The sequence below is a fragment of the Cryptosporangium arvum DSM 44712 genome (genome assembly GCF_000585375.1).
GTDB classification, from domain to species: Bacteria; Actinomycetota; Actinomycetes; order Mycobacteriales; family Cryptosporangiaceae; genus Cryptosporangium; species Cryptosporangium arvum.
In genome coordinates, this window is the sequence record NZ_KK073874.1 from 4839827 (window position 1) to 4865008 (window position 25182).

The 25182-nt window shown below is 74.0% G+C and carries 22 protein-coding genes and 2 pseudogenes; 7 read left to right on the forward strand and 17 right to left on the reverse strand.

Annotated elements, in window-relative coordinates; genetic code table 11:
• Positions 1–36 precede the first annotated feature (36 nt).
• Positions 37–798 carry an IclR family transcriptional regulator gene (locus tag CRYAR_RS21765; protein ID WP_035865722.1) on the forward strand — a complete coding sequence of 254 codons (762 nt, stop codon included), beginning with the start codon at positions 37–39 and terminating at the stop codon, positions 796–798.
• A 39-nt stretch (positions 799–837) separates the two neighbouring features.
• On the opposite strand, the gene CRYAR_RS21770 is transcribed toward CRYAR_RS21765, so the two are convergent.
• Entirely contained in the window at positions 838–1998 is a 1161-nt protein-coding gene (locus CRYAR_RS21770; RefSeq protein WP_035854384.1) for a response regulator, read from the reverse strand.
• 77 nt (positions 1999–2075) lie between these two features.
• Between CRYAR_RS21770 and CRYAR_RS50280 the strand changes: the two genes are divergently transcribed.
• The 3 genes and pseudogenes from CRYAR_RS50280 to CRYAR_RS21785 all read left to right on the forward strand — a co-directional run bounded on the left by CRYAR_RS50280 (position 2076) and on the right by CRYAR_RS21785 (position 4826).
• Positions 2076–3152 carry an HDOD domain-containing protein gene (locus CRYAR_RS50280; RefSeq protein WP_051570766.1) on the forward strand — a complete coding sequence of 359 codons (1077 nt, stop codon included), beginning with the start codon at positions 2076–2078 and terminating at the stop codon, positions 3150–3152.
• Between the two features lie 446 nt (positions 3153–3598).
• Positions 3599–4012 (forward strand): annotated as a pseudogene (locus tag CRYAR_RS21780) (metal-dependent transcriptional regulator); the annotation flags it as partial.
• A gap of 28 nt (positions 4013–4040) precedes the next feature.
• Positions 4041–4826: an SDR family NAD(P)-dependent oxidoreductase gene (locus CRYAR_RS21785; protein WP_035854393.1), complete on the forward strand. Its 786-nt coding sequence runs from the start codon at positions 4041–4043 to the stop codon at positions 4824–4826.
• A 109-nt stretch (positions 4827–4935) separates the two neighbouring features.
• On the opposite strand, the gene CRYAR_RS21790 is transcribed toward CRYAR_RS21785, so the two are convergent.
• The 3 genes from CRYAR_RS21790 to CRYAR_RS21800 form a co-directional block, all read right to left on the reverse strand.
• Complete coding sequence (locus tag CRYAR_RS21790) at positions 4936–5568, reverse strand: hypothetical protein (RefSeq protein ID WP_051570768.1); 633 nt, start codon at positions 5566–5568, stop codon at positions 4936–4938.
• Between the two features lie 85 nt (positions 5569–5653).
• On the reverse strand, positions 5654–6571 hold the full coding sequence (locus tag CRYAR_RS21795; protein ID WP_035854401.1) for a GlxA family transcriptional regulator: 918 nt from the start codon (positions 6569–6571) through the stop codon (positions 5654–5656).
• A gap of 7 nt (positions 6572–6578) precedes the next feature.
• Entirely contained in the window at positions 6579–7160 is a 582-nt protein-coding gene (locus CRYAR_RS21800) for a cysteine hydrolase family protein (RefSeq protein ID WP_035854410.1), read from the reverse strand.
• A gap of 189 nt (positions 7161–7349) precedes the next feature.
• Here CRYAR_RS21800 and CRYAR_RS21805 point away from each other — a divergent pair, with 189 nt between their 5' ends.
• Positions 7350–9752 (forward strand): HelD family protein, encoded by a 2403-nt coding sequence (locus CRYAR_RS21805; protein WP_051570769.1) that lies wholly within the window; start codon positions 7350–7352, stop codon positions 9750–9752.
• Here the strand turns inward: CRYAR_RS21805 and CRYAR_RS21810 are convergent.
• Complete coding sequence (locus CRYAR_RS21810) at positions 9749–10966, reverse strand: EAL and HDOD domain-containing protein (RefSeq protein ID WP_035854419.1); 1218 nt, start codon at positions 10964–10966, stop codon at positions 9749–9751. The genes CRYAR_RS21805 and CRYAR_RS21810 overlap by 4 nt on opposite strands.
• Before the next feature lie 503 nt (positions 10967–11469).
• Here CRYAR_RS21810 and CRYAR_RS21815 point away from each other — a divergent pair.
• On the forward strand, positions 11470–12702 hold the full coding sequence (locus CRYAR_RS21815; RefSeq protein ID WP_051570770.1) for an acyl-CoA dehydrogenase family protein: 1233 nt from the start codon (positions 11470–11472) through the stop codon (positions 12700–12702).
• A gap of 63 nt (positions 12703–12765) precedes the next feature.
• Here CRYAR_RS21815 and CRYAR_RS21820 read toward each other — a convergent pair whose 3' ends face one another.
• The 9 genes and pseudogenes from CRYAR_RS21820 to CRYAR_RS21860 all read right to left on the reverse strand — a co-directional run bounded on the left by CRYAR_RS21820 (position 12766) and on the right by CRYAR_RS21860 (position 20115).
• Positions 12766–13332 (reverse strand): GAF domain-containing protein, encoded by a 567-nt coding sequence (locus tag CRYAR_RS21820; RefSeq protein WP_035854427.1) that lies wholly within the window; start codon positions 13330–13332, stop codon positions 12766–12768.
• A gap of 1 nt (position 13333) precedes the next feature.
• The gene (locus tag CRYAR_RS21825; protein WP_051570771.1) at positions 13334–13939 is read right to left on the reverse strand and encodes a GTP-binding protein; all 606 of its coding nucleotides are present in this window, start codon (positions 13937–13939) and stop codon (positions 13334–13336) included.
• The gene (locus CRYAR_RS21830) at positions 13920–14303 is read right to left on the reverse strand and encodes a DUF742 domain-containing protein (protein WP_035854435.1); all 384 of its coding nucleotides are present in this window, start codon (positions 14301–14303) and stop codon (positions 13920–13922) included. The genes CRYAR_RS21825 and CRYAR_RS21830 overlap by 20 nt, the downstream gene beginning before the upstream one ends.
• Complete coding sequence (locus tag CRYAR_RS21835) at positions 14287–14721, reverse strand: roadblock/LC7 domain-containing protein (protein WP_051570772.1); 435 nt, start codon at positions 14719–14721, stop codon at positions 14287–14289. Before CRYAR_RS21835 ends, CRYAR_RS21830 begins: the two co-directional genes overlap by 17 nt.
• A gap of 43 nt (positions 14722–14764) precedes the next feature.
• Positions 14765–16771, reverse strand: a complete 2007-nt coding sequence (locus CRYAR_RS21840; RefSeq protein ID WP_051570773.1) for an ATP-binding protein — start codon at positions 16769–16771, stop codon at positions 14765–14767.
• Positions 16764–18242: a hypothetical protein gene (locus tag CRYAR_RS21845; protein ID WP_035854443.1), complete on the reverse strand. Its 1479-nt coding sequence runs from the start codon at positions 18240–18242 to the stop codon at positions 16764–16766. The genes CRYAR_RS21840 and CRYAR_RS21845 overlap by 8 nt, the downstream gene beginning before the upstream one ends.
• A gap of 280 nt (positions 18243–18522) precedes the next feature.
• Complete coding sequence (locus tag CRYAR_RS21850) at positions 18523–18906, reverse strand: hypothetical protein (RefSeq protein ID WP_157017951.1); 384 nt, start codon at positions 18904–18906, stop codon at positions 18523–18525.
• Between the two features lie 247 nt (positions 18907–19153).
• Positions 19154–19336, reverse strand: a pseudogene (locus CRYAR_RS21855) (response regulator); the annotation flags it as partial.
• A complete protein-coding gene (locus CRYAR_RS21860) occupies positions 19258–20115 on the reverse strand; it encodes a sensor histidine kinase (RefSeq protein ID WP_342673870.1) in 858 nt (285 codons plus the stop codon). The pseudogene CRYAR_RS21855 and the gene CRYAR_RS21860, both read right to left, overlap by 79 nt.
• Positions 20116–20289: 174 nt before the next feature.
• Between CRYAR_RS21860 and CRYAR_RS21865 the strand changes: the two genes are divergently transcribed.
• Positions 20290–22569 (forward strand): putative bifunctional diguanylate cyclase/phosphodiesterase, encoded by a 2280-nt coding sequence (locus CRYAR_RS21865; protein ID WP_051570775.1) that lies wholly within the window; start codon positions 20290–20292, stop codon positions 22567–22569.
• On the opposite strand, the gene CRYAR_RS21870 is transcribed toward CRYAR_RS21865, so the two are convergent.
• From CRYAR_RS21870 to CRYAR_RS21880, 3 genes are read right to left on the reverse strand one after another with little or no spacing between them, the layout of a single operon-like run.
• Positions 22520–23452, reverse strand: coding sequence for a VOC family protein (locus tag CRYAR_RS21870; RefSeq protein WP_035854474.1), 933 nt, complete (start codon positions 23450–23452; stop codon positions 22520–22522). The two genes, CRYAR_RS21865 and CRYAR_RS21870, sit on opposite strands and share 50 nt — an antisense overlap.
• Positions 23453–24490: a PrpF domain-containing protein gene (locus CRYAR_RS21875; protein WP_035854484.1), complete on the reverse strand. Its 1038-nt coding sequence runs from the start codon at positions 24488–24490 to the stop codon at positions 23453–23455.
• Positions 24477–25157, reverse strand: a complete 681-nt coding sequence (locus CRYAR_RS21880) for a 4-carboxy-4-hydroxy-2-oxoadipate aldolase/oxaloacetate decarboxylase (RefSeq protein ID WP_035854495.1) — start codon at positions 25155–25157, stop codon at positions 24477–24479. Before CRYAR_RS21880 ends, CRYAR_RS21875 begins: the two co-directional genes overlap by 14 nt.
• Positions 25158–25182 lie beyond the last annotated feature (25 nt).

The following is a 25182-nucleotide window of genomic DNA, read 5'->3' on the forward strand; positions in this document are numbered from 1 at the left end:
GCGCGAGGTGACCCGTGACTCGCAGCAGGCGTTCCGATGAGTGGTACGCCGCCCCGCCGCTCGGGGCGGCCGGCCCAGGGCGAACCGATCCTCGAGAGGGCGTTCCGCATCCTCGGCGCTTTCACCGAAGCCGGGCAGGCCCTGCCGCTGGGCGCGCTGGCCGCGCGCGCCGCGCTCCCGAAGTCCACGACGTCGCGGATCGCCACGCAACTGGTCGCCGTGGGTGCCCTCGAACGCCGCGGCGACGGCGATTTCGTCGTGGGGCTGCAGTTGCTGGAGATCGCCTCGCTCGCGCCCCGTGGCCACGGGTTGCGGGCCGCGGCCCTGCCGTTCCTCGAGGACCTGCACCAGGTCACCCGCCAGCACATCCTGCTCGGCGTCCGCGACGGCCGGCAGGCCGTGCTGGTCGAGCGCCTGTCGGCGCGGGACGCGACCGCGGTGAAGTACCGCGTCGGCGGGCGGCTCCCGCTCACCGAGACCGGCATCGGCATCGCGCTGCTCGCGTACGCCCCCGACGACGTGCGCGACGAAGCGCTGGCGGCGGCGGCCGACCCGCCCCGCATCCGTCAGCTGCTCGCGACCGTGCGCTCCGCCGGGGTCTGCGCCGTGACCGGCCCCAACCCGGTCGGCCGCGGCCCGGTCACGGTGTCGAGCGTCGCCGCCCCGATCCTGAGCCGCACCGGCGATCTGCTGGGGGCCATCTCGCTGGTCGCCCCCGACGACGAGGGCGTGCAGGTCGCCGCCCGCGTCGCCGTGCGCACGGCGAGCCTCGCGATCGCCCGCGCGGCCGAGAGCTGAACGTCGTGGTCGCCGACCGGCCACCGAAACGTTCAGCCCTCAGAGCGTGTCCTTGATCGGCGTCACCCGCAGCGGCTCGACCACCCCGACATACGTTTTGAAGTTCTGCAGCCGCACCCGCACCGTGTCGGTCACCCGGTCGCCCTTGCGCACCAGGATCGCGCCGTTCGTGGCCTTCACGTCACGGACGAAGCGCATGCCGACCTTGAGCTGGTTGATCGACACCGAGATCGCGTCCGGGGCCGCGTCACGTTCCAGTGCGGTCTTCAACACCGCCTGGATCGCATCCGTCCGGTACCGGCCGCCGCCGGTCAGCCGGGCCGCGCACTCCGGTGGCCACTCCCCGATGTCCTTCGCCGCCAGGAACTCGCAGGCCACCAGGAAGATCTGCCGCTGCAGCTCGGCCCGGTCGTCCGGGTCCGGGTTGCCGCGCGGGGGCGGCGCGGTCGCGTCCGCGGTCTGCTGCCCGATCCAGTCCGCCACCCGCTCCAGCCGGGGAATCCCCGCCAGCAGGTTGCGCGCCACGTCCGGGTGCGCGCGGTACATGGCCTTCTCCCCCGCGCTGCCCTCGATGCCGCCCTCGACCCGCTGCAGCACCTCGGCCGGGATCGACACCAGCCCCAGCTGGGAGAGGCGCGCGGCCATCCGCAGCTCCCAGCTGTGCGACTGCCCGAGCTGACGCGCGGCGCCGCCGACCAGTTCGGTGATCGTCGTGATCCGGCTGCCGGTCTCGGGGCTGGCCATCGCGAGGGCCTGCGCGAGCACCTTCACCGACTCCGACAGGGTCTTCTCGAGCAGGTCCGTGCCGGCCTTGCCGGCCTGGTACTGGCGCAGCGCGTCGTCGATCGCGGCCTGCAGGTCACGGGGGCTGCACGGCTTGGCGATGAAGCGGAACAGCCGGCCGGTGTTGATGGCCGGGATCGTCGAGCGGACGTCGGCCTTGCCCGACAGCAGGATCAGCACCGCCTCGGGGGCGATCTCCGACGCCGCGCGCAGGAAGTCCGCCCCGGTCATCTCGGGCATCATCATGTCCGAGACGACGACCGCGAACGGGTTCGAGCCGCCGCGGCCGTGTTCGAGCTTCCTCAGCGCGTCCGCGGGCTTCAGCACCGCTTCGACCTGGTATTTCGCGGACAATGTGCGGCGGAGCCCGTCGAGCACCCCCGGCTCGTCGTCCACCAAGAGGATCCGCTGCGCCACTGCGCCCCCAGTACGCCGTTTTATCCCGGATGACCTACTTTAGCCAGTATCGCGGTCCACGGATAGGCGAGGTGGGAGTGACCGCCGTACGCGTGCTGTTCGCCGACGACGAGCCGAACGCCCTGGCCGCCCTGCGCCGTGTCCTACGCACCGCCCGGCCCGGCTGGGAACCGGAGTTCGCGAGCACCACCGCCGACGCACTGGCCCGCTTCCCGGTGGACGTCCTGGTCTGCGACGCCACCCAGCCCCCGCTCGCCGGGCTGCTCGCCGCACCCGGCACGCACGCCCGCCTCGCGCTCTCCGCCCGCACCGACCGCGACACGCTCCTGACCGTGCTCGCCGACGCCCACCGTTTCCTGGTCAAACCCTGCCCGGTCGAGGACCTGCTGGCCGCCGTCGACCAGGTCGCCGCCGCCCGCGGCACCCGCTCCTTCCTCGCCACCGCCCGACTCCCCCGGCCCCCCACCGTGTACACCGACCTGATCGCCGCCGGCCCCGACAGCGACGCCGCCGACCTCGCCGCCATCGTCGAACGCGACGTCGCCACCACCACCGACGTGCTCAAACTCGTCAACTCCGGCCTGTTCTGCCCACCCAGCCACGTCGAGAGTCTCGAGGAGGCCGTCGTCCTGCTCGGCGTCGACACCCTCCAGGCCCTCGCGCTGGCCAGCGGCGCCTACCGCACCGACTCACCGCTGCCCCCGGGCTTCGACCTCGCCGCGCTCGCCGCCCGCAGCATGCGCACCGCCGCACGGGCCCGGCGCCTCGCGTCCGCCGAAGGCCTGGACCGCGGCGCGAGCAGCGCGGTCTTCCTGGCCGGCGTGCTCGGCGACATCGGGCTGCTGGCCCAGGTCAGCGCCCGTCCCGCGGGGTGGGCGGCACTCCGGGACGCCCCCGCCGGGCCCCGGGAGCGGGCCGCCGTCGAGGTCGCCGCGTTCGGGTGCACGTCCACGCAGGCCAGCGCCTATCTGCTCGGGCTCTGGGGCTTCCCCGACGCGGTGCTCGAACCCGTCGTCGCCCAGCCCGCGCACCCGCTCGCCTCCCCGGCCGCGCACCTGCTCGCCTACGCCCGCGGCACCCCACCGGCCGACAGCGAGTACCTCACCACCGCACGCCGCGCCCGCTGGGACGCGGCCTGCGCCGACCTCACCTGAGCGTCACCGCACCGGCCCCGGATGCCGGCCGACCCGGGCGCCGGCCGACCCGGGCGCTGATCGCCGCGGTCCGTGCGTGGCCGACACGATGCCCGATACCTCGCAACCTGGTGATGCCCCCCCCGGCCGGCTGCGGCCGAGGTCCGAGAGCCGAGGCCCGAGACCCGAGCCCGAGCCCGAGCCCGAGCCCGAGGAATGGTCTCGGCCCTCTCGCCCGCTCAACCAGGGTCATCTGGACCGTTCGAGCGCCGCCGCCGCGACGGAAAACGCGGTCCACTCGGCGCTGAGCGCCTCACCGGGACGCGGCGACGCGCACCCGGGCCAGGTCGCCGCGCTCGATGTCCAGGCGCAGCACCGCCGGGCACCAACTCCACCCCAAGAATCGATTATCTTCGTATAATCGATCTTAGACCCCGCGACAATCTTCGGAAGGACCCGAGGCGATTCTGGTGAGTGAGCTGTTCAACGCGAGGGAGACCTATCTGCGCGTGATCCTCGAGCTGGAGGAATCGATCGTCCCGCTGCGTGCCCGGATCGCCGAGCGGGTCCGGCAGAGCGGCCCGACCGTCTCGGAGACCGTCGCCCGGATGGAACGCGACGGTCTGCTCACCGTCCAGGTCGACCGGCGCCTGGAGCTCACCGAGCCGGGCCGGCGGCGCGCGGTCACCGTACTCCGCAAACGACGCCTCGCTGAACTCATGCTGGTGAACATCATCGGGCTGACCAGCGCGAACGCGCGCGCCGAGGCCGGGCGCTGGGAGCACGTGCTCACCACCGAAGCCGAAGGCAAGGTCCACCAACTGCTCGGCCGTCCGCACCTCTCCCTCTCCGGGAACCCCATTCCCGGGCTCGCGGACCTGGCACGGCATCCCGGAAAGGAGTAGATCCATGGCAACCGTCTTCCTCACCGGCGCCACCGACGGCCTGGGCCGGGCGGTCGCGCACCGGCTGGCCGCCGAGGGCTTCGACCTGATCCTGCACGGCCGCGACCAGGCCCGTCTCGACCGGGTCGCCGCGGAGATCGGCGGGTCGCCGCGCACCGTGCGGGCCGACCTGTCCCAGCTGAGCCAGGTACGCCGGCTCGCCGCGGACGTGTCCGCCGCGACCGACCGGCTCGACGTCTTCATCAGCAACGCCGGCCTCGGCTCGCCCGACCCGGAGCGGCGGGTGAGCGCCGACGGCCACGAACTGCATTTCGCCGTCAACTACCTGGCCGGCTTCCTCCTCGCTCGGCAACTCTTACCGCTGCTGCGTCGATCGGCACCGGCCCGCATCGTGTTCGTGGCGTCGCTCAGCCGGGCGCGGCTGGACTTCGACGACCTGATGCTCGAGCGCGGATACTCCGGCGACCGCGCGTACGGCCAGTCGAAACTGGCGCAGGTCATCTCCGGCTTCGAGTTGGCCGGTCGGACCGACGCCACCGAGGTGACCGTGAACAGCCTGCACCCGGCCACCCTGATGCCGACGAAGATGGTGCCGGCCCACGCCACGATCGACACCCTCGAGACCGGTGTCGCGGCGACCGTGCGACTGGCCACCAGTCGCGAGCTGGCCGGAGTGACCGGCAGGTTCTACGACCGGCAACGCGAGACGCACGCCGACCCCCAGGCCTACGACGACGACGTACGAGCCCGCCTGTGGCGAATCAGTGAGGAACTGGTGTCGCACGTCTGAAGCGCGCCCGCCCCCGTCGGTGCTCGAGGTTCGTCGGCGGCTGCGGATCGGTGTATGGGCTTGTTATTACGCTGTTCCGCGAACCACCGTGGGTGGGTGGCCGCCCCGGTCAGGGCGAGCGGTCCAGCGGAACGTCGGGGCCGCTGGAGGACTCCAGCCCGGCGACGATCGGCGCCACCAGCCGGTCCATCCCCCGCGCCAGCACCGCCACCGCCCGATCGGCGTCCTGCTCGAATCCCTCGACGGGCCCCTCCGGCGCCTCGGGCAGCCCGGTCAGCGGCAGCGGCCCCTCCACCAGCACGCTGGCCCGCAGGAACGGGCCGCGGGCCAGGTCCCGGTCGGCCGGGGTGACGAACTGCCCGAACGTGTTCGGCCAGCCGCGCCAGGCGCCCTCCCCCTCCTCGCGAATGCGGTCGTCGCCGAACGGGCTGGTCGGCGGGGTCTCCGATGCCACCGGCGGGAGCGCACCGAGGTTCACCGGCGACGGCGCGACCAGCTGCACCCGGGCGATCAGCGTGCCGTCCCAGGAGTTGCGCACCACCTCGGCCGAGAGCACCCGGCGGTGCCAGCGCACGTACGCCCGGGTGGCGGCCAGCGGCGGGGTGGCGATCCGCCAGGCCACCGCGGCGAACTCGACCGGGGCGATGTCGCCCCAGGTGTCGGCGAACAGGTCGTGGTGGAACCGCACGAGCTGTCCGTAGCGTTCACGCGTTCCGCGGTCCAACCGGAACACGGTGGTCATGTGCGACCTCCACGCCGTAGTCACTGCCGGAGGCATCCCGGCCGGCTCCACAGTAGGCCGCTCCGGTCCGGATCGGCGTCCGCCGCTACCCGCGGGCGCGGAGGCGGCGGAGCATGCGGGCGTCGGTGAAGCCGACCGAGCGGGCCGCGGCGTCGGCGGTGCTCCCCTGCCCGATCAGGTGTTCGGCCCGCTCGACGCGCAGCAACTGCTGGTACCGCAGGGGCGTCAGGCCGGTCGCGCGGCCGAAGATGCGGGTGAGAGTGCGGTCGCTCACACCTCCGGCGTCGGCGAGCGCGCGCAGCGGGAGCGGGTCGGCGAACCGGGCGTCGATGAGGTCCTGGACGCGGTGCACGACGTCGGACAGGTGCCCGCGGTGGCGCAGCGACGCGCTCTCCTGGGGCTCCTCGCCGTTGCGCCGGGCGTAGACGACCATCTCGCGGGCAACCCGGGCCGCGAGGCCGGGGCCGTGCCAGGCGGCGACCAGCCCGAGCGCGAGGTCGATGCCGCTGGCGATCCCGGCCGAGGTGGCGACCCGGTCGTCGACGACGTAGAGCACGTCGGGCACGACGGTGGCGCGCGGGTGCCGGCGCGCGAGCTCGCGCTGGATCTCGTGGTGGGTGGTGCAGCGCCGCCCGTCCAGCAGGCCCGCCCGGCCGAGCGCGTCGGCCCCGGAGCAGACGCTGGCCACCGTGCCGCCGGCCGCGTGGTGCGCACGTAGCCGCCCGAGCGTCCCGGCTCCGAGGTGCGGCGTGGTCCACCCCGCCCCCGGGTGCGCGTGGACGCGCCAGCCCGGCACCACGACCAGGTCGTCGCGGGTGAGCGCCGGCCAGCCGGCCTCCGCGCTCAGCGGCACGCCCTGGGCGCTGGTGACCTGCGGGTGCTCGGCGACGTAGTGCAGCGTGACCGGGTGCCCGTGGCCGGGCAGGGCCGAGAAGACCTGCGCCGGGCCCGCGAGGTCGAGCAGGTGCAGGCCCGGCACGAGGAAGAAGACGATCCGGCGCACGATCCGGTCAGTTTGCCACGAGCTCGCCGGTGGACGCGATCCGGGCGAACCGGCCGGCCAGCGCGTACTCGGTGCGCTCGAGGATCGCGTCGACGCCGAGCGTGCGGGGGTCGGCCAGGATCGTGTCGAGGTCGCTCGCGGTGGCGTCGCGGTGGGGGATCGGGAACGTCGCCGTGGCGTCGGTGACGAACGTGACGTCGTAGCCGTAGTCGGCGGCCAGCCGGGCCGTCGTCTCGCAGCACTGTTCGGTCTGGATTCCGGTCACCACGAGCCGCCGTATCCCGGCTTCGGTGAGTAGTTGCTGCAGGTTGGTGGTGGTGAACGCGTTCCGTGACGTCTTCGTGAGGACCGGCTCGCCGGGGCGGGCCGCGAGCGGCGCGATCAGCCGCACGTGCCCGGAGGCGGGGTCGAACGGCGTGTCGGAGCCCGGTTCGGCGTGCAGCACCCACACGACGAGGTCCCCCCGGGAGCGGGCCGCGGCCACGAGCGCGGACACCCGCTCGACGATCGCCGGGTTGCTCACCGCGGCCCACAGCGGCCGCTGCCGGAACGATTCCTGGACGTCGAGGACGATCAGTGCGCTGGTCATGGAGTCATCCTGGGGGTGGGACCGGGCGGCGGAGAAGACCCGATGACGCCGCGCGGCGGAACGATCCGGTCACTGCGGCCCGGGTCCGATAGGAATTCCTGGGAACAACAAGACTGTTCTTCGACGTTGGGGCCGCGCACCATCGAGCGCGCACCACCGCATTGACCGGCGACACACGAGGGTGGACTTTTGTCTCTCGCGGACAGTGACACGACGGCCAGGGGCACGACCGACCTGGACACCGAGCAGGACCGCTTGACCCGGCTGTACACGCGGCTGGACGAACTGCGGGGCGCGACGCGTTCCCGGCTGGCGGAGGTCGCGGCGCAGACCGGCGGCACCGCCCAGGCCCGCTCGGAGCGGGACTCGGCGTTCACCGAGTACGCCTCCCGGCTCTCCCGGTTCGACGCCGCCGAGCACGGGCTGTGCTTCGGGCGGCTGGACCTGAGCGACGGCGGGCGGCACTACATCGGGCGGGTGGGGCTGCCGGCCGAGGACGCCGACGCCGACCCGATGCTGCTCGACTGGCGCGCGCCGGCCGCCCGGCCGTTCTACGTCGCGACGAGCGCCGCGCCCGAGGGCGTCCACCGCCGGCGGCACATCGTCACCCGGGGCCGGCGGGTGGTGTCGCTCGACGACGAGGTGCTCGACGGGGCACCCGACGCCGGGCGCGAGCAGCTCTCCGGCGCGGCCGCGCTGCTCGCGGCGGTCGACAGCAGCCGCACCGGCCGGATGCACGACATCGTCGCGACGCTGCAGGCCGAGCAGGACGCGATCATCCGCAGCGACCAGACCGGGGTGCTCGTCGTGCAGGGCGGGCCGGGCACCGGCAAGACCGCGGTGGCGCTGCACCGCGCCGCGTACCTGCTGTACCACTCCGGGCGGATCGCCGGGCGGGGTGTGCTCGTCGTCGGGCCCAACACGACGTTCCTGCGCTACATCGGGCAGGTGCTGCCGGGGCTCGGCGAGACCAGCGTGCTGCTCTCCACCGTCGGCGGGTTGTTCCCCGGGGTGGTGGCGAGCCGGTCCGAGCCGGCCGCGGCCGCGGCGGTGAAGGGGCGGCCGGTGATGGCGCAGGTGGTCGCGCAGGCGGTGCGTGATCGCCAGGGGCCGCCCGGGGAGCCGTTCGACGTGCGCGTCGGCGACGACGTGGTGACGCTCGAGCCGGGCTTCTGGACCGAGGCCGCCGACCGGGCCCGCGAGACCCGGCGTCCGCACAACCGCGCCCGGTCGACGTTCGTGCGCCTGGTCGTCGACGAGGTCGCCCGGCAGCTGGCCGCGCAGGCCCAGGGGCTGGCCGACCGGCTCGAGGCGGAGTCGGCCGAGCTGCTCGGGGGCATGGACCTCGACGGCGCGGCGCGCGGGGACCTGGAGCGGCTCGGGTTCGACGCCGCCGACGGCGACGCGGACCCGTACGCCGAGACCGCGCTGGACCTGCGGGCGATCGCGGCGACCGACCCCCGGGTCGCGGCGGCCTGCGAGGCGCTGTGGCCGCAGCTGACGCCGCAGCGGCTGCTCTCCCAGCTGTTCCACGACCCGGCGCGGCTCGCGTCGGCGGCCGCGGGTCTGCTGACCGACGACGAGCAGGCGCTGCTCGTGCGCCCGGCGGGCATCGGGGCGCCCGGGGGGTGGACGGTGGCCGACGTGCCGCTGCTCGACGAGGCCGCGCAGCTGCTCGGCGAGGACGACCGGGCGGTGCGGGCCCGGGCGTCGCAGGCCCGGGACGAGGAGATCGCCTACGCCCAGGGTGTGCTCGAGGTCGCCGCCGGGTCGCGCACCGAGGACAAGGAGGTGCTCACCGCCACCGACCTGATCGACGCCCGGCGGCTGGCCGAGCGCAGCCGGGTCGCCGACCGGCGCACGGTCGCCGAACGCGCGGCGGTCGACCGCACCTGGACGTTCGGGCACGTGATCGTCGACGAGGCGCAGGAGCTCTCGCCGATGGCGTGGCGGGTGTTGATGCGCCGCTGCCCGACCCGGTCGATGACGCTCGTCGGCGACGTCGCGCAGACCTCCAGCCCGGGCGGGCTCGACTCGTGGGGTGAGGCGCTCGACCCGTTCGTCGGGGACCGGTGGCGGCTGGCCCGGCTGTCGGTGAACTACCGGACGCCGGCCGAGATCATGGCGGTCACGGTGCCGCTGCTGGAGACGCTCGACGCGGACTCGGAGCCGCCGTCGGCGGTGCGTGCGGTCGGGGTCGGGCCGTGGGAGTGCGTCGCGGGCTCGGCGGCCGAGGTGGCCGCGGTGGCGCGCGCGGAGCGGGCCGGTCTGGGCGACGGGCGGCTGGCGGTGATCACGCCGGACGCGGCGGCGGCGGAGGTCGCGGCGGCGCTGCCGGAGGCGTCGTCGGGGCCGGATCCGGACCTGACCGCGCCGATGGTGGTGCTGGGGGCCACCCAGGCCAAGGGGCTGGAGTTCGACGTCGTGCTGGTGGCCGACCCGGTCGCGATGATCGACGCGTCCCCGCGGGGGCGCAACGACCTCTACGTGGCGCTGACCCGGGCCACCCAGCGCCTCGGGGTGCTGCACCGCGGCACGCTCCCCCCGGAGCTGTCCGAGGGCCTGGTCCCCCGGGCGGCGATCGGCACCTAGGCGGCGGCCAGCAGGTGGTTGGTCCAGCGCAGGGCGTTGAACTGCGCGTGGACCAGGTCGGGTGGGGCGAGCACGCCCGGGAGGCGGTCGACGACGCCGCCGGCGTAGCGCACCGCGGTGCGCAGGACGGCGCCGAGCACCCCTTCGCCCGCCACCAGGGCTCCGACCAGCGGCTCGGCCAAAGGCAGCGCGGCCACCAGCGGCGCCACCGGGGTCCCGAGGATCTCGGCGAGGCCGGAGAGCAACCCGACGGTGAACGCGCTGTCCGGCGGCGCGCCGAACGCCCCCGCGAGGTTCCGGCAGAACCGGGCCCGCCCGAGCACCACCGACGCGGCGTGCTTGTCCAGCGCCGCCCCGACCGCGCCGTCGGCCAGCAGCATCAGCGTCACCCAGCCCTGGATGCGGTCGAGGCCGAGCAGCATCACCGCCTCGCGCAGCGAGATGACCCGGGTGGTCTGGCCGGACGCCGCCGCCCCGGCCGCGTGCAGCAGCCGGTAGCTGACCGCCGGGTCCTGCTCGACGGCCGCGGTGACGTCGTCGATGTCGACGTCCTCGCGGCTGAGCGCCGCGATCAGCCGGAGCCGGGCGGTCGCGGACGACGACAGGCGGGGCCGGGACACCACGCCCGGCCCGTGCCCCTCGAACAGCTCGAAGCCCAAGGCGGCGGCGCGGCCGGGGTCGCCCTCGGTACCGGGGGCCGCGATCAGGTGCACGCCGGGGAACCGGGCCCACCGCGCCCGGAAGCCGGCGTCGTCCTCCGGTACCGCGAGCGTCACGTACGACACCAGCCCGAACAACGGTTCGAGCAGCGGCCCCCACTCCCCGCCCCGCAGGTCCACCGCGAGCGAGAACCCGCGCCGCGCCAGCGTCGCCGCGCCGGCCAGCGTCGCGTCGTCGAGGACGAACGGTTCGGCGAGCAGCAGCGCGGCCCGCCCGGGCGCGAACGGCACCGGCACCGCTCCGGTCAGGAAGTCCCGGTTGACCGTGACGAAGCAGCCCGCCGGCCCGACCAGCTCGTCGAGGCCGTACTCGGTGAACGCCGCGACGATCAGCTGGCTGAGCGCGGCCGTCCGGGCCGGTGTCGTCTCGGCGCCGTCGGCGGTGTCGCGGAAGCGCAGCCGGTAGGCGACGAGAAGTCCGTTCCGGTCGTACACCGGTTCGCGGCCGACGTGGATGAGCGGCGGCGCCGACGCGTCCGGGAACGGCTTCAGCATGCCCTCTCCACCCTTTACGCGACGATTGCCCGGATAATACTGAATCGTCAGGCGAACCTCGGATAGTCGGCGAAACGGCGCGAAGCCTCCAATGCGTCGCGGCGACCCCAGTGGTCGCACCCAGCGCAGAAGGTACGCAGCGGCCCGGAAGCCCCGCGGTCCGGCGCCGACCCGACGTTACGGTAGGTAGCGGACAGGCCAACGAGATGGTTCCAGCGCATTCCGGGTGCCGGTACCGGACCGCCGGGGTGCGTCATCTGCGGCTCTCGTCCCGGTACGTCCCGCCGGACGTGGGAACCCACGCATCCGGGAATACCAGAAGTGACCCTCGAATGACCCCCTGCAACGGGTGCGTCCGGTCCCCACACACGCCAGGGTTAGCTCCGGCGCCCCCGAACGACGGAGCAGTCACCGCGGACGCTCCCACCCCCGACAGCAACTTCGTCGTCGATCCGGCACGCACACGGTGCTTCCCGGGCGGCGACTCGCGACGGAGGCTGTGTATGGACGGCTATTTCGCCACCGACTCCCACGACCGGATCCGACACGAGGTGCGGGCCTTCGCCGAGACCGAGGTCCTCCCCCGCGTCCCGGCGATGGAAGCAGATCGGGGCGTCGCCCACGAGCTCTCCCGGCTGATCGCCCGCCAGGGCTGGATCGGCGCGGCGATCGACGCCGAGCACGGCGGCATGGGCGCCGGCCACGTCGCGAAGACGATAATCATCGAGGAGCTCTCCCGCGTCAGCGCCGCGATGGGCGCGATGGCGCAGGCCTCCCAGCTCGGCGTCGCGAAGATCATCCACTTCGGCACGCCCGCGCAGAAGGACCGGTGGCTGCCCGCGGTGGCCGCCGGCGACTGCCTGCCGACGATCGCGGTCACCGAGACCACGTCGGGCAGCCACGTGCTCGGCATGTCGACGACCGCCCGCCGCGACGGCGACCACTACGTCCTCAACGGACGCAAGGCGTTCGTCGGCAACAGCCACGTCGGTGACCTGCACGGGGTCGTCGCGCGCACCGGCGAGCGCGGGAGCCGCAGCCTGTCGGCGTTCCTGGTCGAGGCCGACCGCCCCGGGTTCTCGCTCGCGCCGCACCGACCGGCCGTCGGCCTGCCCGGGTTCAGCTTCGGCGAGCTGATCTTCGACGACTGCCGGGTGCCGCTGGCCAACCGGCTCGGCGCCGAGGGCGACGGGCTGGACGTGGCCTACTCCTCCAGCATCCTGGTCGGGCGGCCCAACCTGACCGCGGTCTCGCTCGGCATCCACGAGGCGCTGGTCGCCGAGACCGTCCGGTTCGCGCGCTGGCAGCGGCGCTACGGCAAGCCGGTCGCCGACCTGCCGACCGTCCGCGACCAGATCGGACGCATGCAGTCGCAGCTGATGACCGCCCGGCTGGCCGCCTACCACGCCGCGCACCTGCTCGATCAGGGCATCGCCTGCGACGCCGAGCTGCAGAACGCGAAGCTGATCAACGCCGAGTACGCGCTGGACTCCGCGCGGCTCGCGGTGGAGATCCACGGCGCGCACGGGCTGTTCCCCGAGGACTCCCCGATCGCCCGGTACCAGCGCGACGCGTTCCACATCCTGCCGCCCGCCGGGACGTCGGCGGTGCAGCGGCTGCGCCTGGCCGAGTACGCGCTCGGCACGGTGAAGGGCGCACCGTGGTCGACCCGGTTCACCCCCGAACCGGGCGAGGTCGTGCCGCTGCACGCCGAGGCGCTGATCGAAGCCGTCTGACCGGAGCTGGTACGGGTTTCCGGGCTCGTGGGCCCGGAAACCCGTCGTCACCCCGGACGGGTGTCAGCGGCCCAGTTCCCAGATCCGGGCCTCGATCTGCGCCACCGATTCCTTGATCAGCTTCAGTCCGGCCCGCCCCCAGGCCCGCCGGTCGGTGTCGACGATGCACGCCGTCCCGAGCACGATCCCGGTACGCGGATCGTGCACCACGTCCCCGAGGTAGGAGCGGATCCCGATCAGGTCCACCACCTCGTTCGACTCGAACCGCGGGTGCGCGCACACGTCGTCGAGGACCAGGGCTTTCCCGCGGCCGACCACCTCCGGGCAGTAGCCGTGCTGCAGATCCATCACCCGCGACACACCGTCGCCGTCGCCGGAGGGCACGAGCTCGGCCGGCACGTGCAGACCGGCGAAGAACTGGTGCCGGTCGGTGCGGAAATTCACCATCGCGTACGGCGCGTACTCGATCCCGGCCAGGCTCGCCCCGTCCTGCGCGAGCTTCGCCGCGAGCTCGTCGAACCCGTCGTCGGGGGTGTCGTAGAGGCCCAGCTCACGCAGCCGGGCGACGCGCTGGGGCGCGTCGGCGTCCTCCCGGGGCAGGTCGAGCCCGGTCTCGTCATCGAAAGGCATGTCAACTCCCGTTCGCAGTAGCGGCGGCGGTGGCCAGCGAGTGGCGCACGACCGCGATCAGCACATCGGTCACCGAGCGGGCCAGGCGCGCGTCGCAGTGGACGACGGGTACACCCGGGCGCAGCGCCAGCGCTTCGGTGATCTCGTCCGGCGTGTAGCGGTACGCGCCGTCGAACTCGTTGACCGCGACGACGAACGGCAGGTCGCGGTCCAGGAAGTACTCCACGGCCGGGAAACTGTCGGCCAGCCGCCGGGTGTCGATCAGGACGATCGCGCCGACCGCCCCCAGCGCCAGCTCGTCCCACATGAACCAGAAGCGGTCCTGGCCGGGGGTCCCCCACAGGTACAGCTTCAGCTGCTGGGCCGGGAACGAGATCCGGCCGAAGTCCATCGCCACCGTGGTGGTGTTCTTCGACTCGATGCCCTCGAGCCGGTCGAGGGCGGCGCTGGCCGTCGTGATCAGCGCCTCGGTGGTGACCGGCGTGATCTCGCTGACCGACTTGATCAGCGTGGTCTTCCCGACGCCGAACCCCCCGGCCACCAGGACCTTCAGCGGCACGAACGGAAACGCGGCGTCCGGGTCGTCGTCAGAGATTTTCGAGGCCATCGAGCAGTTTCTCCAGGAGGCGTTCGTGGGTGTGTCCACCGATGGCGGCCACGGGCGTCCGCATCCGCACGGCACCCAGCCCGATGAGGTCAGAGATGAGGATCTTGGTCACCTGGACCGGCCGGCGCAGCGTCGCGGCCAGCTCGGCCACCGTCCGCGGCTCGCGCGCGCAGGCGTGCACGGCGTAGAGCTGGTCGGGGTCCAGGTGGTGTTCCGGCACCGACCCGGTGGCCCGGACCAGGGCCATCAGGTCGACCGGCACGCTCGGGGTGGTGCGCCCGCCGGTGACGGCGTAGGGGCGCACCGCTTCGGTCTCGTCGTCCTCGACCCACGGCCGAGGACGACCCTCACCCGGCGAAGTCATCGATTCGATGGCTGCCCACCCGGGACGCGGTGGCGAAGTAGTCGCCGACGCGCCGCGCCAGCAGCGTCATCTCGTAACCGACGATGCCCGCGTCGGCGTGCGGAGCGGCCAGCACCGCGAGCAGCGTGTTGCGCCCGGCCGCGGCGACGAAGAACAGGAGTTTGTCCAGCTCGGTCACCACCTGACGCACGACCCCACCGTCGAAGTGGGCGCCGATGCCCAGCGCGAGGCTGTGGAAGCCGGCCGTGATCGCGGCCAGCCGCTCGTTGTCCGCCACCGACATCCCGGTGTTGGCGTAGGTGGAGATCCCGTCGACGCTCACGGCGATCGCCGTGCGCACGTCCGGGGTGTCGCGGGTGAACTCGTCCAGCAGCCAGGTCAGGTTCGCAGGGGCGGGGGTGGAGTACATCTCGGTCATCGCGGAGCACTTTCTCGAAGGGTGACGAACGCGCCGGTGGTACTCAGTTGCCGTTCGGCGGTTCCTCGGTGTCGGCCCGCTCGCGTCCGCGCTGATAGGACGCGAACAGGCCCGGGTTGTGCGCGCCGGGCTCCGGCCCCTCGGCGCGCTCGGGGTTGCCCCGCAGTTCCGGTGCCATGTGCTGGCCGTCGCGGCGCGGCAGCGGCGGCCGCGACGGATCCGGGCCCCGGTCGCCGGGCGGGTTCACCGACGCGGTGCCGCGGGACGCTCCCGGCCGGGCGCGGTCGGGGTCGCCGAACGCGGCCCGTCCCAGCTCGGCCAGGCGCTGCCGGTCGGCCTCGGTGAGACCGATCCCGCCGGTGTCGTCCCGGTCCGGGCGCGGCGCGGGGGTCTCCACCGGGTGCGTGCCGGTGGGGACGAACGGGCTCAACCACGAGCCGCCCGACGCGGACCCGGCCGGGGCCGGTGACGCCGGGGCGGCCGGGTACCGGCCGGGCGCGGGCGGAAACTCCTCGGGCGCGGACGACGTCGGCCCCGACGATGCCGACCCGGTCGATGCCGGCCCGCTCGGCGCGTAGTCCGCCGGGGCGTGCCGGACCGGCGACGACGCCGCCGCGACGGCCTCGGGTGCGGCGGCCACCGCCACCGGGGCGGCGGGCAGCGCGGACGGGCCGAGATCCGGCCGGCGCAGCGGCTCCTCGGCGAGCAGCTTCGCCGGCAGCACGACGAGCGCCCGGTTCCCGCCGCGCTCGTTGCGCTCGAGCCGCACCCGGATCTGGTAGCGCCGGGCGATCGCGGCCACGACGATCAGCCCGATCCGCCCGTCCTTGAGCTGCTCCCCGACGTCGAGGCGCTCGGGCGAGGTGAGCAGCTGGTTCATCCGCTGACGCACGTCGGCCGGCATCACCAGCCCGAGGTCGTCGATCTCGATCGACAGCCCGTCGGGCACCAGGTCGACCTGGACCTGCACCCGCGAGTCCGGCGGGGAGAACACGGTGGCGTTCTCGATCAGCTCCGCGATCAGGTGGATGACCTCGGTGACCGCGTGCCCGGTGACCATGCCCTGCACCGGACGCAGCACCTTGACCCGGCCGTAGTGCTCGATCTCGGCGATCGCCTGGCGCAGCACCGTGTAGACCGGCACCGGCTTGCGGATCTGCCGCGCGGTCGCCCCGCCCAGCACCGCGATGCTCTCGGCCTGCCGCCGGGCCCGGGTCACCAGGTGGTCGAGCTGGAACAGCGCGTTGAGCATGTCCGGGTCCTCGACCTGGTTCTCCAGCGCGTCGAGCTCCTTGATCGCGCGGTGGATCAGCGGCTGCAGGCGCCGCGCGAGCGTGATCAGCACACCGACCGGCTGATGCGACGCGGTGAGCGTCGCGACGCCGAACGACGCGTGGAGCACGTCCTGCACCCCGGTACGCAACTCCACCAGCGACGCCGGCCAGCCCTCGGCCGACACCGCGGGGGGCTCGGCGTCGGGCGCCTGCCCGTCCCGGATCGCGTCGGCGACCCGGACCAGTTCCCGCACCGACTCCGCGAGCGCCGCGTTGACCTGGGCGACGGCGGCGGCCGTACCGCGCTGGTGCTCCTCCATCGCGGTGCGGTTGGTGTTGTCGCGCCACTGCGCCTCCCACGCGGCGCGCTCTGCGGTGGCGCGGGCGGCCCGCTCGGCCGCGAGCTGGGCGCCGATCGGTCGCACCGCCGCGTTGACGCCGAGCAGCGCGCCCAGCAGCACCAGGAGCCAGCCGCCGGCCGCGCCGACCGCGACCCAGATCGAGGGCTCCAGCGCGGCCGCGACGACCGCGGCGCCGGCCCCGATGAGCGCGACGACGACGAGCGCGAGCACGACCGTCCACCAGAGCCGCGCCCGCAGACCGCCCGGTGTGCTGGTGGCCTCGTGGACGCCGCCCGGCGGGTGGGGCGAGGCCTCCCGGGCCGGGGCGTCGCGGGGGGACGGGGTGTCCGGCCGGCGGGCCTCGGAGAACGTCGGCGCGTCCCCGGGGACCGCGTCGGCCGGAGCGTCGCGGTGGGCGGAGGAGCTGTCATACATCGGGGTCCAGCTTTCCGAGGAAGGCCAGGACCCGGTCGGCCTGGCTCAGCGTCAGGAGGCGGCTGCGGGGCCGCAGCATGTCGGCGAGCCCGTACTCGCTCAGTTCACGGGCCCGCCGGACGGTCCAGGACCAGTCCAGGTCCAGGTAGTCCGCGAGCGCGCGCAGCCGGGCCACCGCGGTGGTGCCGGTGGCGACGGTGTGCGCGCGGGCGTGCTCGACGGCGTCTTCGTAGGTGCGCAGTGCGGCTTTGCGGTCGGTCACGTCGACCTGGCAGACGTCGGGGGTGCGCAGCCAGTTGCCGACGACCGCCCGCCGGCCCGGAACCAGCGCGAACGCGTCGACCTGGCCGTACTCCGGCTCGGCGCAGACCCACGTCGCGACGCCGTGGGACTCGGTGAGCGCGATCGCGGCGAACAGCAGCAGCCGTTCGAAACCGGGGCTGTCCTTCACCACGGCCTCGGGCAGGCAGTGCGCCGCGACCGTCTCGCCCGCGGTGCGCCGCAGCCCGGCGACGAGCACGTCGTGGCGGAAGAACAGCCGCGCGGCGGACTCCTCGCCCCGGCACTCGCGGTGCCAGAACGCCAGCGCGTCGGGCCGCTCGGGCAGCCGGCGCACGGTGTGGCGGGCGCAGTGCCGCGAGCCCAGCCAGGTCGCGCCGACCGACGAGAGGCCCGGCAGCGCCGCCCGGGCCACCGCGGTGAGCGGCCGGGCGAGCTGGGTGTCCAGGTCGGCGGCGCCGGCCCGCAGCGCCGCGTCGTCGGTACCGAGCCCGTCGTCGAGGTTGGTCAGCGCCCAGATCAAGCCGTAGGTGAGGTCGTCGAGGCGGTACGCGGCCGGGATCGGCAGCACCTCGACCGGCCGGTCGAGCGTCAGCTGACGCCGGACGTGGGCGGCGTCCTGCGCGTAGAGCCCGGTGCCGGCCGAGGCGTGCCGCGCGGCCAGCACCAGCGCCGGACGTAACCGGCGCACGAACGCGCGCAGGTGCGGGTGGTCGTCGCCGCCGATCCCGACCAGGTCGTCGGTGAGCGCCACCCCCTGATAGGCCTGGACGGCGATCGCCGTGCCGTCGAAGAGGCCCAGCCCGTCCATCCGCCAGGAACCGTCCACACCGGCCGCGGGCGACGTCGGGAAGAGCAGGGAGTTGCCCCAGCGGGCGTCCAGCGCGAGGGCTGCGGCCCGCTCGCTGAGCCCCAGCGGGCGCGGGAGGACGACGTCGTGGCTGGGCGCGGGGCGGAACAGCAGCTCGGTCTCGACGCCGAGCATCTCCTCGAGCACGACCCCGGCGAGGCTGCGCGGGTCGCGCTCGCCGGAGAGCCACCGCTTGAACGTCGCCTGGGAAATGCTCATCGGGGCGGCCGCGGTGCGCTCGGCGACCCGGCGCGCGGCCCCGGCGAAGTGCATCTCGAACACCGGCCAGCTCGCCCAGCCGCGCTGGTCGAGCACGGCCCGGAGCAACGTGCGCTCAGCCATCGCCGGGAGACCTTCCGGCACACGTCGCTACGCGTCGTCGACTCATGAGCCCCTTCGAGGTCACGACGGATCGTCAGTGCGGAGCGGGGACGGTCGAGACACCCGGCGTGCCATCCACCACAGTGGAATATACGGAAGTCACGGGGGCGTGCGTACGCACTGTCCAGTAGCTCAAGTCACATCATGAAGATTTGGTCACCCGAAGTGATCAGGCCGCTCCGGAACGCGAAACAGCCCCCACGCGGCGGTGCGTGGGGGCTGTGGCCGTACGGGTCGGGGTCTAGCGGCGCCGGGCCTCGCGCCAAGCCTCGGTGTCGGGGTCGACGTGTCGCGGCCACCTGCCCGCCGGCGGCGGCACCTGGCCGTGCGTCTGCACGTGCCCCTCGGAGCGACCGTCCCGGTAGCCCGGCTGGTACCGGGACGCCGGCTCACCCGGGGCCGGGACACGGTTCGGTGCGGCCGACGGGACCGGGCCCCCCGCACGGGGGTTCGCCACCGGGGCCGGGCCGGTGTCGGAGCCGCTGAGCGCCACCGACATGCACGCGACGATCACGCCGATGATCGCGATCGCCGCCGGAACGGCGATGTTGTCCAACACGACGTAGCTCGCCACGGCAAGAGCCGCGCTAGCCACTAACAGGAGTGCCGCCTTCACCCATCGCATGCCCGAAGAGTGCCCGTGACCAGCGAGAACGGAAACGTTCCTAGCAAGACGCGGAGCGAGTTCCGAGCGTCCGTTTAACGTGCTCACAGATATCGGTACCCTGCGCCACGCGGTCGTCGCGCACGGTGATCAGGACCTGATCCCGGGGATGCGCGGCTCGACGCCGCTGTCGGCGCAGTGGCCCAGCGCGTTGTCACGCATCGTCGCGAACCGCTCCGGGGTGGGCCGGTCCCCCTCGCCGGCCGCCGCGACCCGCCGCCAGTACACGTACCGGGGGCGCGTTCTTGAGCAGGAACCCGCTCGCGCCCGCCTGGAGCGCGGCGAACGCGTCCTCGTCGGTGTCGAACGTGGTCAGGGCGAGCACCCGGGGGCCGTCCGGGCGGGCGCAGATGCGCCGGGTCGCCTCCACGCCGTCCGGCACCGGCAGCCGCCTCCGGTGCGCGGCCCGGCTGCGAACTCCCCGCCGTGCACCGCCACCCGCTCCCGCATCCCGATCAGACCGTTCCCTCCGGGTTCCTCCCCCACGCCGTCATCGGTGCCGTCGTCGGTGACCTCGACGATCAGGCGGCCTGCGGCGCGGGTCAGGTCCACGTCGACATGGGGCGACGGGCCGGCGTGGCGCAGCACGTTGGTGAGGGCTTCCCGCACAACCCGGTACACGGTCAGCTGCACCGCCGGGCTCACGGCCCCGACGGCGCCCACCGACAGCCGCACGTCGAGCCCGGCCGCCCGCGACCGCTCCACCAGCGCCGCGAGCTCAGCCACGCCCGCCGGCCGGCGCGACGGGTCCGGCTCCCCCGTCCCGCGCAGCACCGCGACGATCCGGCGCATGTCCTCCAGCGCGTCCCGCCCGGTGCCCGCGACCGTGCGCATCGCCTCCCGCGCCCGCCCGGCGTCCTTCTCGATCGCGTAGCTAGCGCCGTCGGCCTGCGCGATCATCACCGCCAGGCTGTCCGCGACGACGTCGTGCAGTTCACGCGCGATCGACGCGCGCTCGTCGGCGGCGGCCAGGCGCGCGAGGTGGTCGCGCTCGCGTTCGGCCGTCGCCGCCCGCTCGGCGAGCACCGCGCCGCGCTCCCGGTTGGCCCGCAGCACGTACGCGAGCAGCCACACCGCCGCGCACCCGGCCGGCCCGGCGAGGTACTCCCCGAGGTAGGGCTCGTCGAGCAGGTCGCCGTCCGGCGCAGCACCAGCGCGGCCGGCCGCCATCGCGAACCCCACCAGCACGTCGGCCGAGGACTGCCCCCGGTACTGGAACGCGATCGTCACGACCACGCCGCCGGACCCGGCGACTATCCGCGTGCCCAATCACTGGATTTCCGCGCGCGGCTGCCGATCTTCTCCGGCGAGGAGTCGGCGCACCGAGCGCGGGGACCAGCGGCTGTGTCCAACAGAGCGACGAACGGCAACGGGGCGGGGCACGGCGTGCGCGTGCTCCGGACGCTGCACGCCCTGCTCGTGCTCGCCTACGGCGTCGTGGCCTGCCTCCCGCAGCTCAAGGCCCAGCTCCCGCTGACGGTCAGCGCCGGGCTGTCGATCGGCGCGTACCTGACCACGACCGCGCTGCTCACCCACCGGGCCCTGCGGACGCCGGAGGCGCGACGGTCGTGGGGCTTCGTCGCGGTCGGCTTCGCGGCCTACACCGCTGGGTCGACGTACACCTGGGTCGCCACCTGGAATGGCTCGCCGCTCGGCTTCCCGTCCCTGGCCGACGTCGGGTGGCTCGCCGCCTACCCGTTCGTCTACCTGGGCATCTTCCGGTTCATCCGGATCAGCACCGCGTCCGGGCTGACCCTGCTCGACGGCGCGATCGCCGGGGTGGGCGGCGCCGCGATCTTCTCGACGGTCGTCGTCGACCTGCTCGCCGGTGGCGTGCACGCGGACGGCCTGGCGGGCGTGCTCACGCTGGCCTACCCGTTCGCCGACGCGCTGATGGCCGGCACGCTCTGCTGCCAGATCGCGGTGGGCACCTGGAAGGGCCGGCGCGACCTGATCGTGTTCACCGCCGGGATCGTCGCGCTGACCGTCGCCGACACCAGCTACGTGCTGCGGGGCAGCTACCAGCCGGGGTCCTCCGTCGACCTCGGGTACGCGGTCGCGCTCGGCGTCATCGGCTGCTCGACCTGGCTGGGCAGCGTCGGGGAGCACAACCCGGCCCGGCCGACGCTCGTGCGCGCCGGGCTGGCCGCGTCCTCGGCCGCCGGGGCGCTCCTCGTGCTGCTGGCGGCCAGCCGGATCGAGCTCTCGACGCCGACCGTCGGCCTCGCCGGGACCACGCTCGTGCTCGTCCTGGCCCGGTTCCGCTGGTCGTTCCGGGAGCTGACCGTGGTCGGTGAGGCCCGCCAGCGGGAGGCGCGCCGGGACCCGCTGACCGGCCTGGCCAACCGGCGCGGCTTCGCCGAGTACTTCGACGACCTGCGCGCCTCGCCGGCCGACCGAACCGTCGTCGGGCTGCTCCTCGACCTGGACCGGTTCAAGCAGGTCAACGACTCGTTCGGGCACCAGGCCGGCGACGAGCTGCTCCGGCAGGCCGCCGACCGGCTCCGCGAGGTCACCCGGGACGGCGACCTGCTGGCCCGGCTCGGCGGCGACGAGTTCGTCATCGTCTGCGCGTCCCGCGGTTTCGCCGACGACGCGGTGGTCGCGCTGGCCGAGCGGGTGCGCGTCTCGCTGCGGCGGCCGTTCGACATCGCGGGCGTCCCGATCGAGATCGACGTCAGCATCGGCATCGCGAGCGCCGACGGCGACGCGGTCTCCGCCGAGGTGCTGCTGCGCCACGCCGACATCGCGATGTACTGCGCCAAACGCGCGGGCGGCGGGCACGCGTTCTACCGCGCGAACGACGACGAGGCCGCCCGCAGGCACCTGCAGCTGGCCCAGGACCTGCGGCGCGACGTGGCCGGCCCGGCCATGGTGCTGCACTATCAGCCCAAGCTCGATCTGCAGACCGACGCGGTGAGCGCGGTGGAGGCGCTGGTGCGCTGGCAGCACCCGGTCCACGGCCTGCTCTACCCCGACGCGTTCCTGCCGATCGTCGACGAGATCGGCGCGATGCCCGAGCTGACGCACAACGTGCTGGTGCAGGCGATGGACCAGTGCGTGGCGTGGCGCCGGGCCAACCTGAAGCTGTCGGTGGCGGTCAACGTGTCCGCCGCCGATCTGGAGTCGGCCGGGTTCACCGACCTGGTCGTCGGCATCCTGCGCGACCGAGGCCTCCCGGCGACCGCGCTGACGCTGGAGATCACCGAGACCACCGCGATGGAGAACTCCGAACCCGCCCACCACACCGTCCGCGAGCTGCATTCGCTCGGCATCAAGGTGTCGATCGACGACTACGGCACCGACCACTCGACGCTCGCCCACCTGCACCGGCTGCTGGTCGCGGGTGAGCTGAAACTGGACCGGCGGTTCGTCATGCACCTGGAGACCGAGGAGCGGGCCTCGGCGATCGTGCGGTCGAGCATCCAGCTCGCGCACGCGCTGGGCATGGCGGTGGTCGCCGAGGGCGTGGAGAACGCCGGGTCGCTGGACATGCTGCGCCAGTGGGGCTGCGACACCGCCCAGGGCTACTTCATCAGCCGGCCCCAGACCGCCGGCGACGTCACCGCGTGGCTCACCCGACCGGCGGCGTCCCGTGAGTATGGAATGACTCGATCGTCTTGAGGCCCCAGGCCTGGCCCTTCGCGCGTTCGGCCGGGGTCCACGAGATCACCTCCCAGTCCGGGGCGAGCACCAGCCGCGCCCCGGCGTTGCACAGCTCGACGCGGTTGCCGCCGGGCTCGTAGACGTAGAGGAAGAACGTCTGCTGGATCGCGTGTTTGTGCGGCCCGGTCTCGATGTGGATTCCGTTGTCCAGGCAGACGTCCGCGGCCCGGAGGATGTCGTCGCGGGTGTCGGTGGCCAGCGCGACGTGATGCAGGCGGCCGTTCGACCCGGTCCGGTCGGTGGTGTAGACGAGGTCGTAGGACTTGTCGGACACCGTGTACCAGATCGCCGCCGGCACCCCGTCGTCACGGACGATCTGCTCGGTGGCGCGGGCCTTGAGCCGCTCGGCGAGGAACCGGCCGCAGGCCGGGGTGTCGGCCGCCAGGTAGTTGACGTGGTCGAGCCGCCGCACGTTGGCGCCGCGGCCGGGAAACCGGTCGGCCTGGTTCTTCAACGCCGGCGGCCGCACCGGCGTGAACCGCTCGGTCTCCCAGTACAGGCCGATCTCGTGTCCGTCCGGGTCCTGGCAGAGGTAGACCGGGCCGAGGCCCGGTTCGTCCTCGACCCACCGGCCCGGGATCTCACCGGCCCGGCGCCGCAACGCCTGCGGACCGGCCGCTCGCAGGTAGGTGCGGCCGATCCCGGCCCGGTCCCGCGCCGTGAGCTTGATCGTGAACCGCTCGTAGTCGTCCCAGGCGTGCAGGTAGACCGAGTCGCCGCGGCGCCCGGTCTCGCTCATGCCCATCAGGTCGACGAAGAACGCCAGGCTCTCGTCCGGCACCGGCGTGAACAGCTCGACCGAACCGACGTGAGCCACGTCGCGGACCCGCTCGGTGAACATCTATGCCTCCCTGGGCCAGGCGATACCGTCGGCGATCTTGCGGGCGCTGCTGACCACCGCGAGCCCGTCGGGCGTGCTCACGGCCTCGAACGTGCCGGTGGGGTGCTCCAGGCGGACGCGCCCGCCGGACACCGGGCCGGCCGCGTCGGCCGCCACCGACCCGGGCATCCGCACCGCGGCGGCCACGCTCAGGCCCATCAGGACACCGATCGCGGGATGCACGCGGTGCGGGATGAACGTGCGTGTCGTGAGCGTGCCCCCGGCGCGGGGCGGGGACACCAGCACCAGCTTGGGCACCGTGGCCGCGGTGACGTCGCCGAGTCCCATCCGCAGGCCGGCGCGGGTGCGGAGGCGCTCGAGGCTCCGGCGGAGCGTGGAGTCGCGTTCCAGTTCGGACGGCGCCTCGTCGCCGTCGAGACCGAGCGCGTCGGCCGGGACCACGACGACCGGCATGCCGTTGTTCACCAGCGTCACCGGCACGCCGTCGAGCACGTCGCGCTCCTGGCCGGTGGGCAGCAGCGGCCCGGGGGCGTCGGCGAAACGCAGCGTCACCCCGGCGGCGGGGAACGGGACCCCGGCGACCTCGACGTCCCCGGCGTAACGCACCCGCCCGCCCGGCGTGGGCACGGTCGCGACGGCCAGGCCGCCGGTGTTCACCATCCGGATCCGCACCGTCGTGGTCTCCGGCCCGGCCGCCACCAGGCCCCGCTCGATCGCGAACGGCGCGACGCCGGCGAGGACGTTCCCGCACGGCTGCCGCGCCGACACCGCCGCGCGGTCCGGGACGACCTGCAGGAACAGGTAGTCGACGTCGGCGCCCGGGTCGTCCGTGCTGCGGCTGACCACCGCCGCCTTGCTGGTGAGCGGATGCCCGCCGCCCAGCCCGTCGACCTGGCGCTCGTCCGGCGAGCCGAACAGCCGCACGAGCAGGTCGTCCCGGGTGCCGGGGTCGGCCGGCAGGTCGTCGGCGAGGAAGTAGACGCCTTTGGACGTGCCGCCGCGCAGGAGCAGGAACGGGATACCGTCAGTACCGCTCATACGTGACGCCCAGCCTCTCCAGGAGCGGCCGCAACCGGTACCGGTCGAGCCCGAGCTCGCCGGCGTCCAGCGCCGCGCGGGTGGCGTCCTCCGTGGCTTCCCGCTCCCGGGCCTTGATCACGACCGTCTCGGCCGCCGCCCGGGGCACCACGACGACCCCGTCGTCGTCGGCGACGAGCGCGTCGCCGGGGTGGATCAGGGTGGCGCCGACGGCGACCGGGACGTTCACCGCGCCCGCCGTCGCCTTCACCGTGCCCTGGGCGCTGACCGCCGCCGACCAGACCGGGAACGGCATCGCACGCAGCGCGGCGACGTCGCGGACCCCGGTGGTGAGCACTGCGCCACGCACTCCGCGACGGCGCAAGGAGGTGGCCAGGAGCTCTCCGAAGAGCCCGTCGCGGCAGGGTGAGGTGGTGGTGACGACCAGGACGTCGCCGTCGGCGCACTGCTCGACGGCCGCGTGGATCATGAGGTTGTCACCGGGCCAGCAGACCGCGGTGACGACCGACCCGGCGACGTGCGCCCCGGGGACGCGGGCCACCAGGTCGGGGCCGAGGTAGCCGGTGCGGCCCTGGGCTTCATGGACGGTCGCGACCCCGACGGTGGCCAGGGCCTCGAGGGCGGGCCGGGGTGGGCGCGGCACGTCGGTCACGATCACGGTTCTCACGCGGCCGGTCCGCGGTGCGGGGTGG

Coding starts and splice junctions, on each gene's coding strand:
- CRYAR_RS21835 (WP_051570772.1), bottom strand. CDS start 14,721: ATGACCGAGATGTACTCCACCCCCGCCCCTGCGAACCTGACCTGGCTG.
- CRYAR_RS21845 (WP_035854443.1), bottom strand. CDS start 18,242: ATGGCTGAGCGCACGTTGCTCCGGGCCGTGCTCGACCAGCGCGGCTGG.
- CRYAR_RS21810 (WP_035854419.1), bottom strand. CDS start 10,966: ATGCTGAAGCCGTTCCCGGACGCGTCGGCGCCGCCGCTCATCCACGTC.
- CRYAR_RS21815 (WP_051570770.1), top strand. CDS start 11,470: ATGGACGGCTATTTCGCCACCGACTCCCACGACCGGATCCGACACGAG.
- CRYAR_RS21765 (WP_035865722.1), top strand. CDS start 37: ATGAGTGGTACGCCGCCCCGCCGCTCGGGGCGGCCGGCCCAGGGCGAA.
- CRYAR_RS21875 (WP_035854484.1), bottom strand. CDS start 24,490: ATGAGCGGTACTGACGGTATCCCGTTCCTGCTCCTGCGCGGCGGCACG.
- CRYAR_RS21800 (WP_035854410.1), bottom strand. CDS start 7,160: ATGACCAGCGCACTGATCGTCCTCGACGTCCAGGAATCGTTCCGGCAG.
- CRYAR_RS21820 (WP_035854427.1), bottom strand. CDS start 13,332: ATGCCTTTCGATGACGAGACCGGGCTCGACCTGCCCCGGGAGGACGCC.
- CRYAR_RS21840 (WP_051570773.1), bottom strand. CDS start 16,771: ATGTATGACAGCTCCTCCGCCCACCGCGACGCTCCGGCCGACGCGGTC.
- CRYAR_RS21785 (WP_035854393.1), top strand. CDS start 4,041: ATGGCAACCGTCTTCCTCACCGGCGCCACCGACGGCCTGGGCCGGGCG.
- CRYAR_RS21870 (WP_035854474.1), bottom strand. CDS start 23,452: ATGTTCACCGAGCGGGTCCGCGACGTGGCTCACGTCGGTTCGGTCGAG.
- CRYAR_RS21790 (WP_051570768.1), bottom strand. CDS start 5,568: ATGACCACCGTGTTCCGGTTGGACCGCGGAACGCGTGAACGCTACGGA.
- CRYAR_RS21830 (WP_035854435.1), bottom strand. CDS start 14,303: ATGACTTCGCCGGGTGAGGGTCGTCCTCGGCCGTGGGTCGAGGACGAC.
- CRYAR_RS21850 (WP_157017951.1), bottom strand. CDS start 18,906: ATGCGATGGGTGAAGGCGGCACTCCTGTTAGTGGCTAGCGCGGCTCTT.
- CRYAR_RS21860 (WP_342673870.1), bottom strand. CDS start 20,115: ATGGCGGCCGGCCGCGCTGGTGCTGCGCCGGACGGCGACCTGCTCGAC.
- CRYAR_RS21825 (WP_051570771.1), bottom strand. CDS start 13,939: ATGGCCTCGAAAATCTCTGACGACGACCCGGACGCCGCGTTTCCGTTC.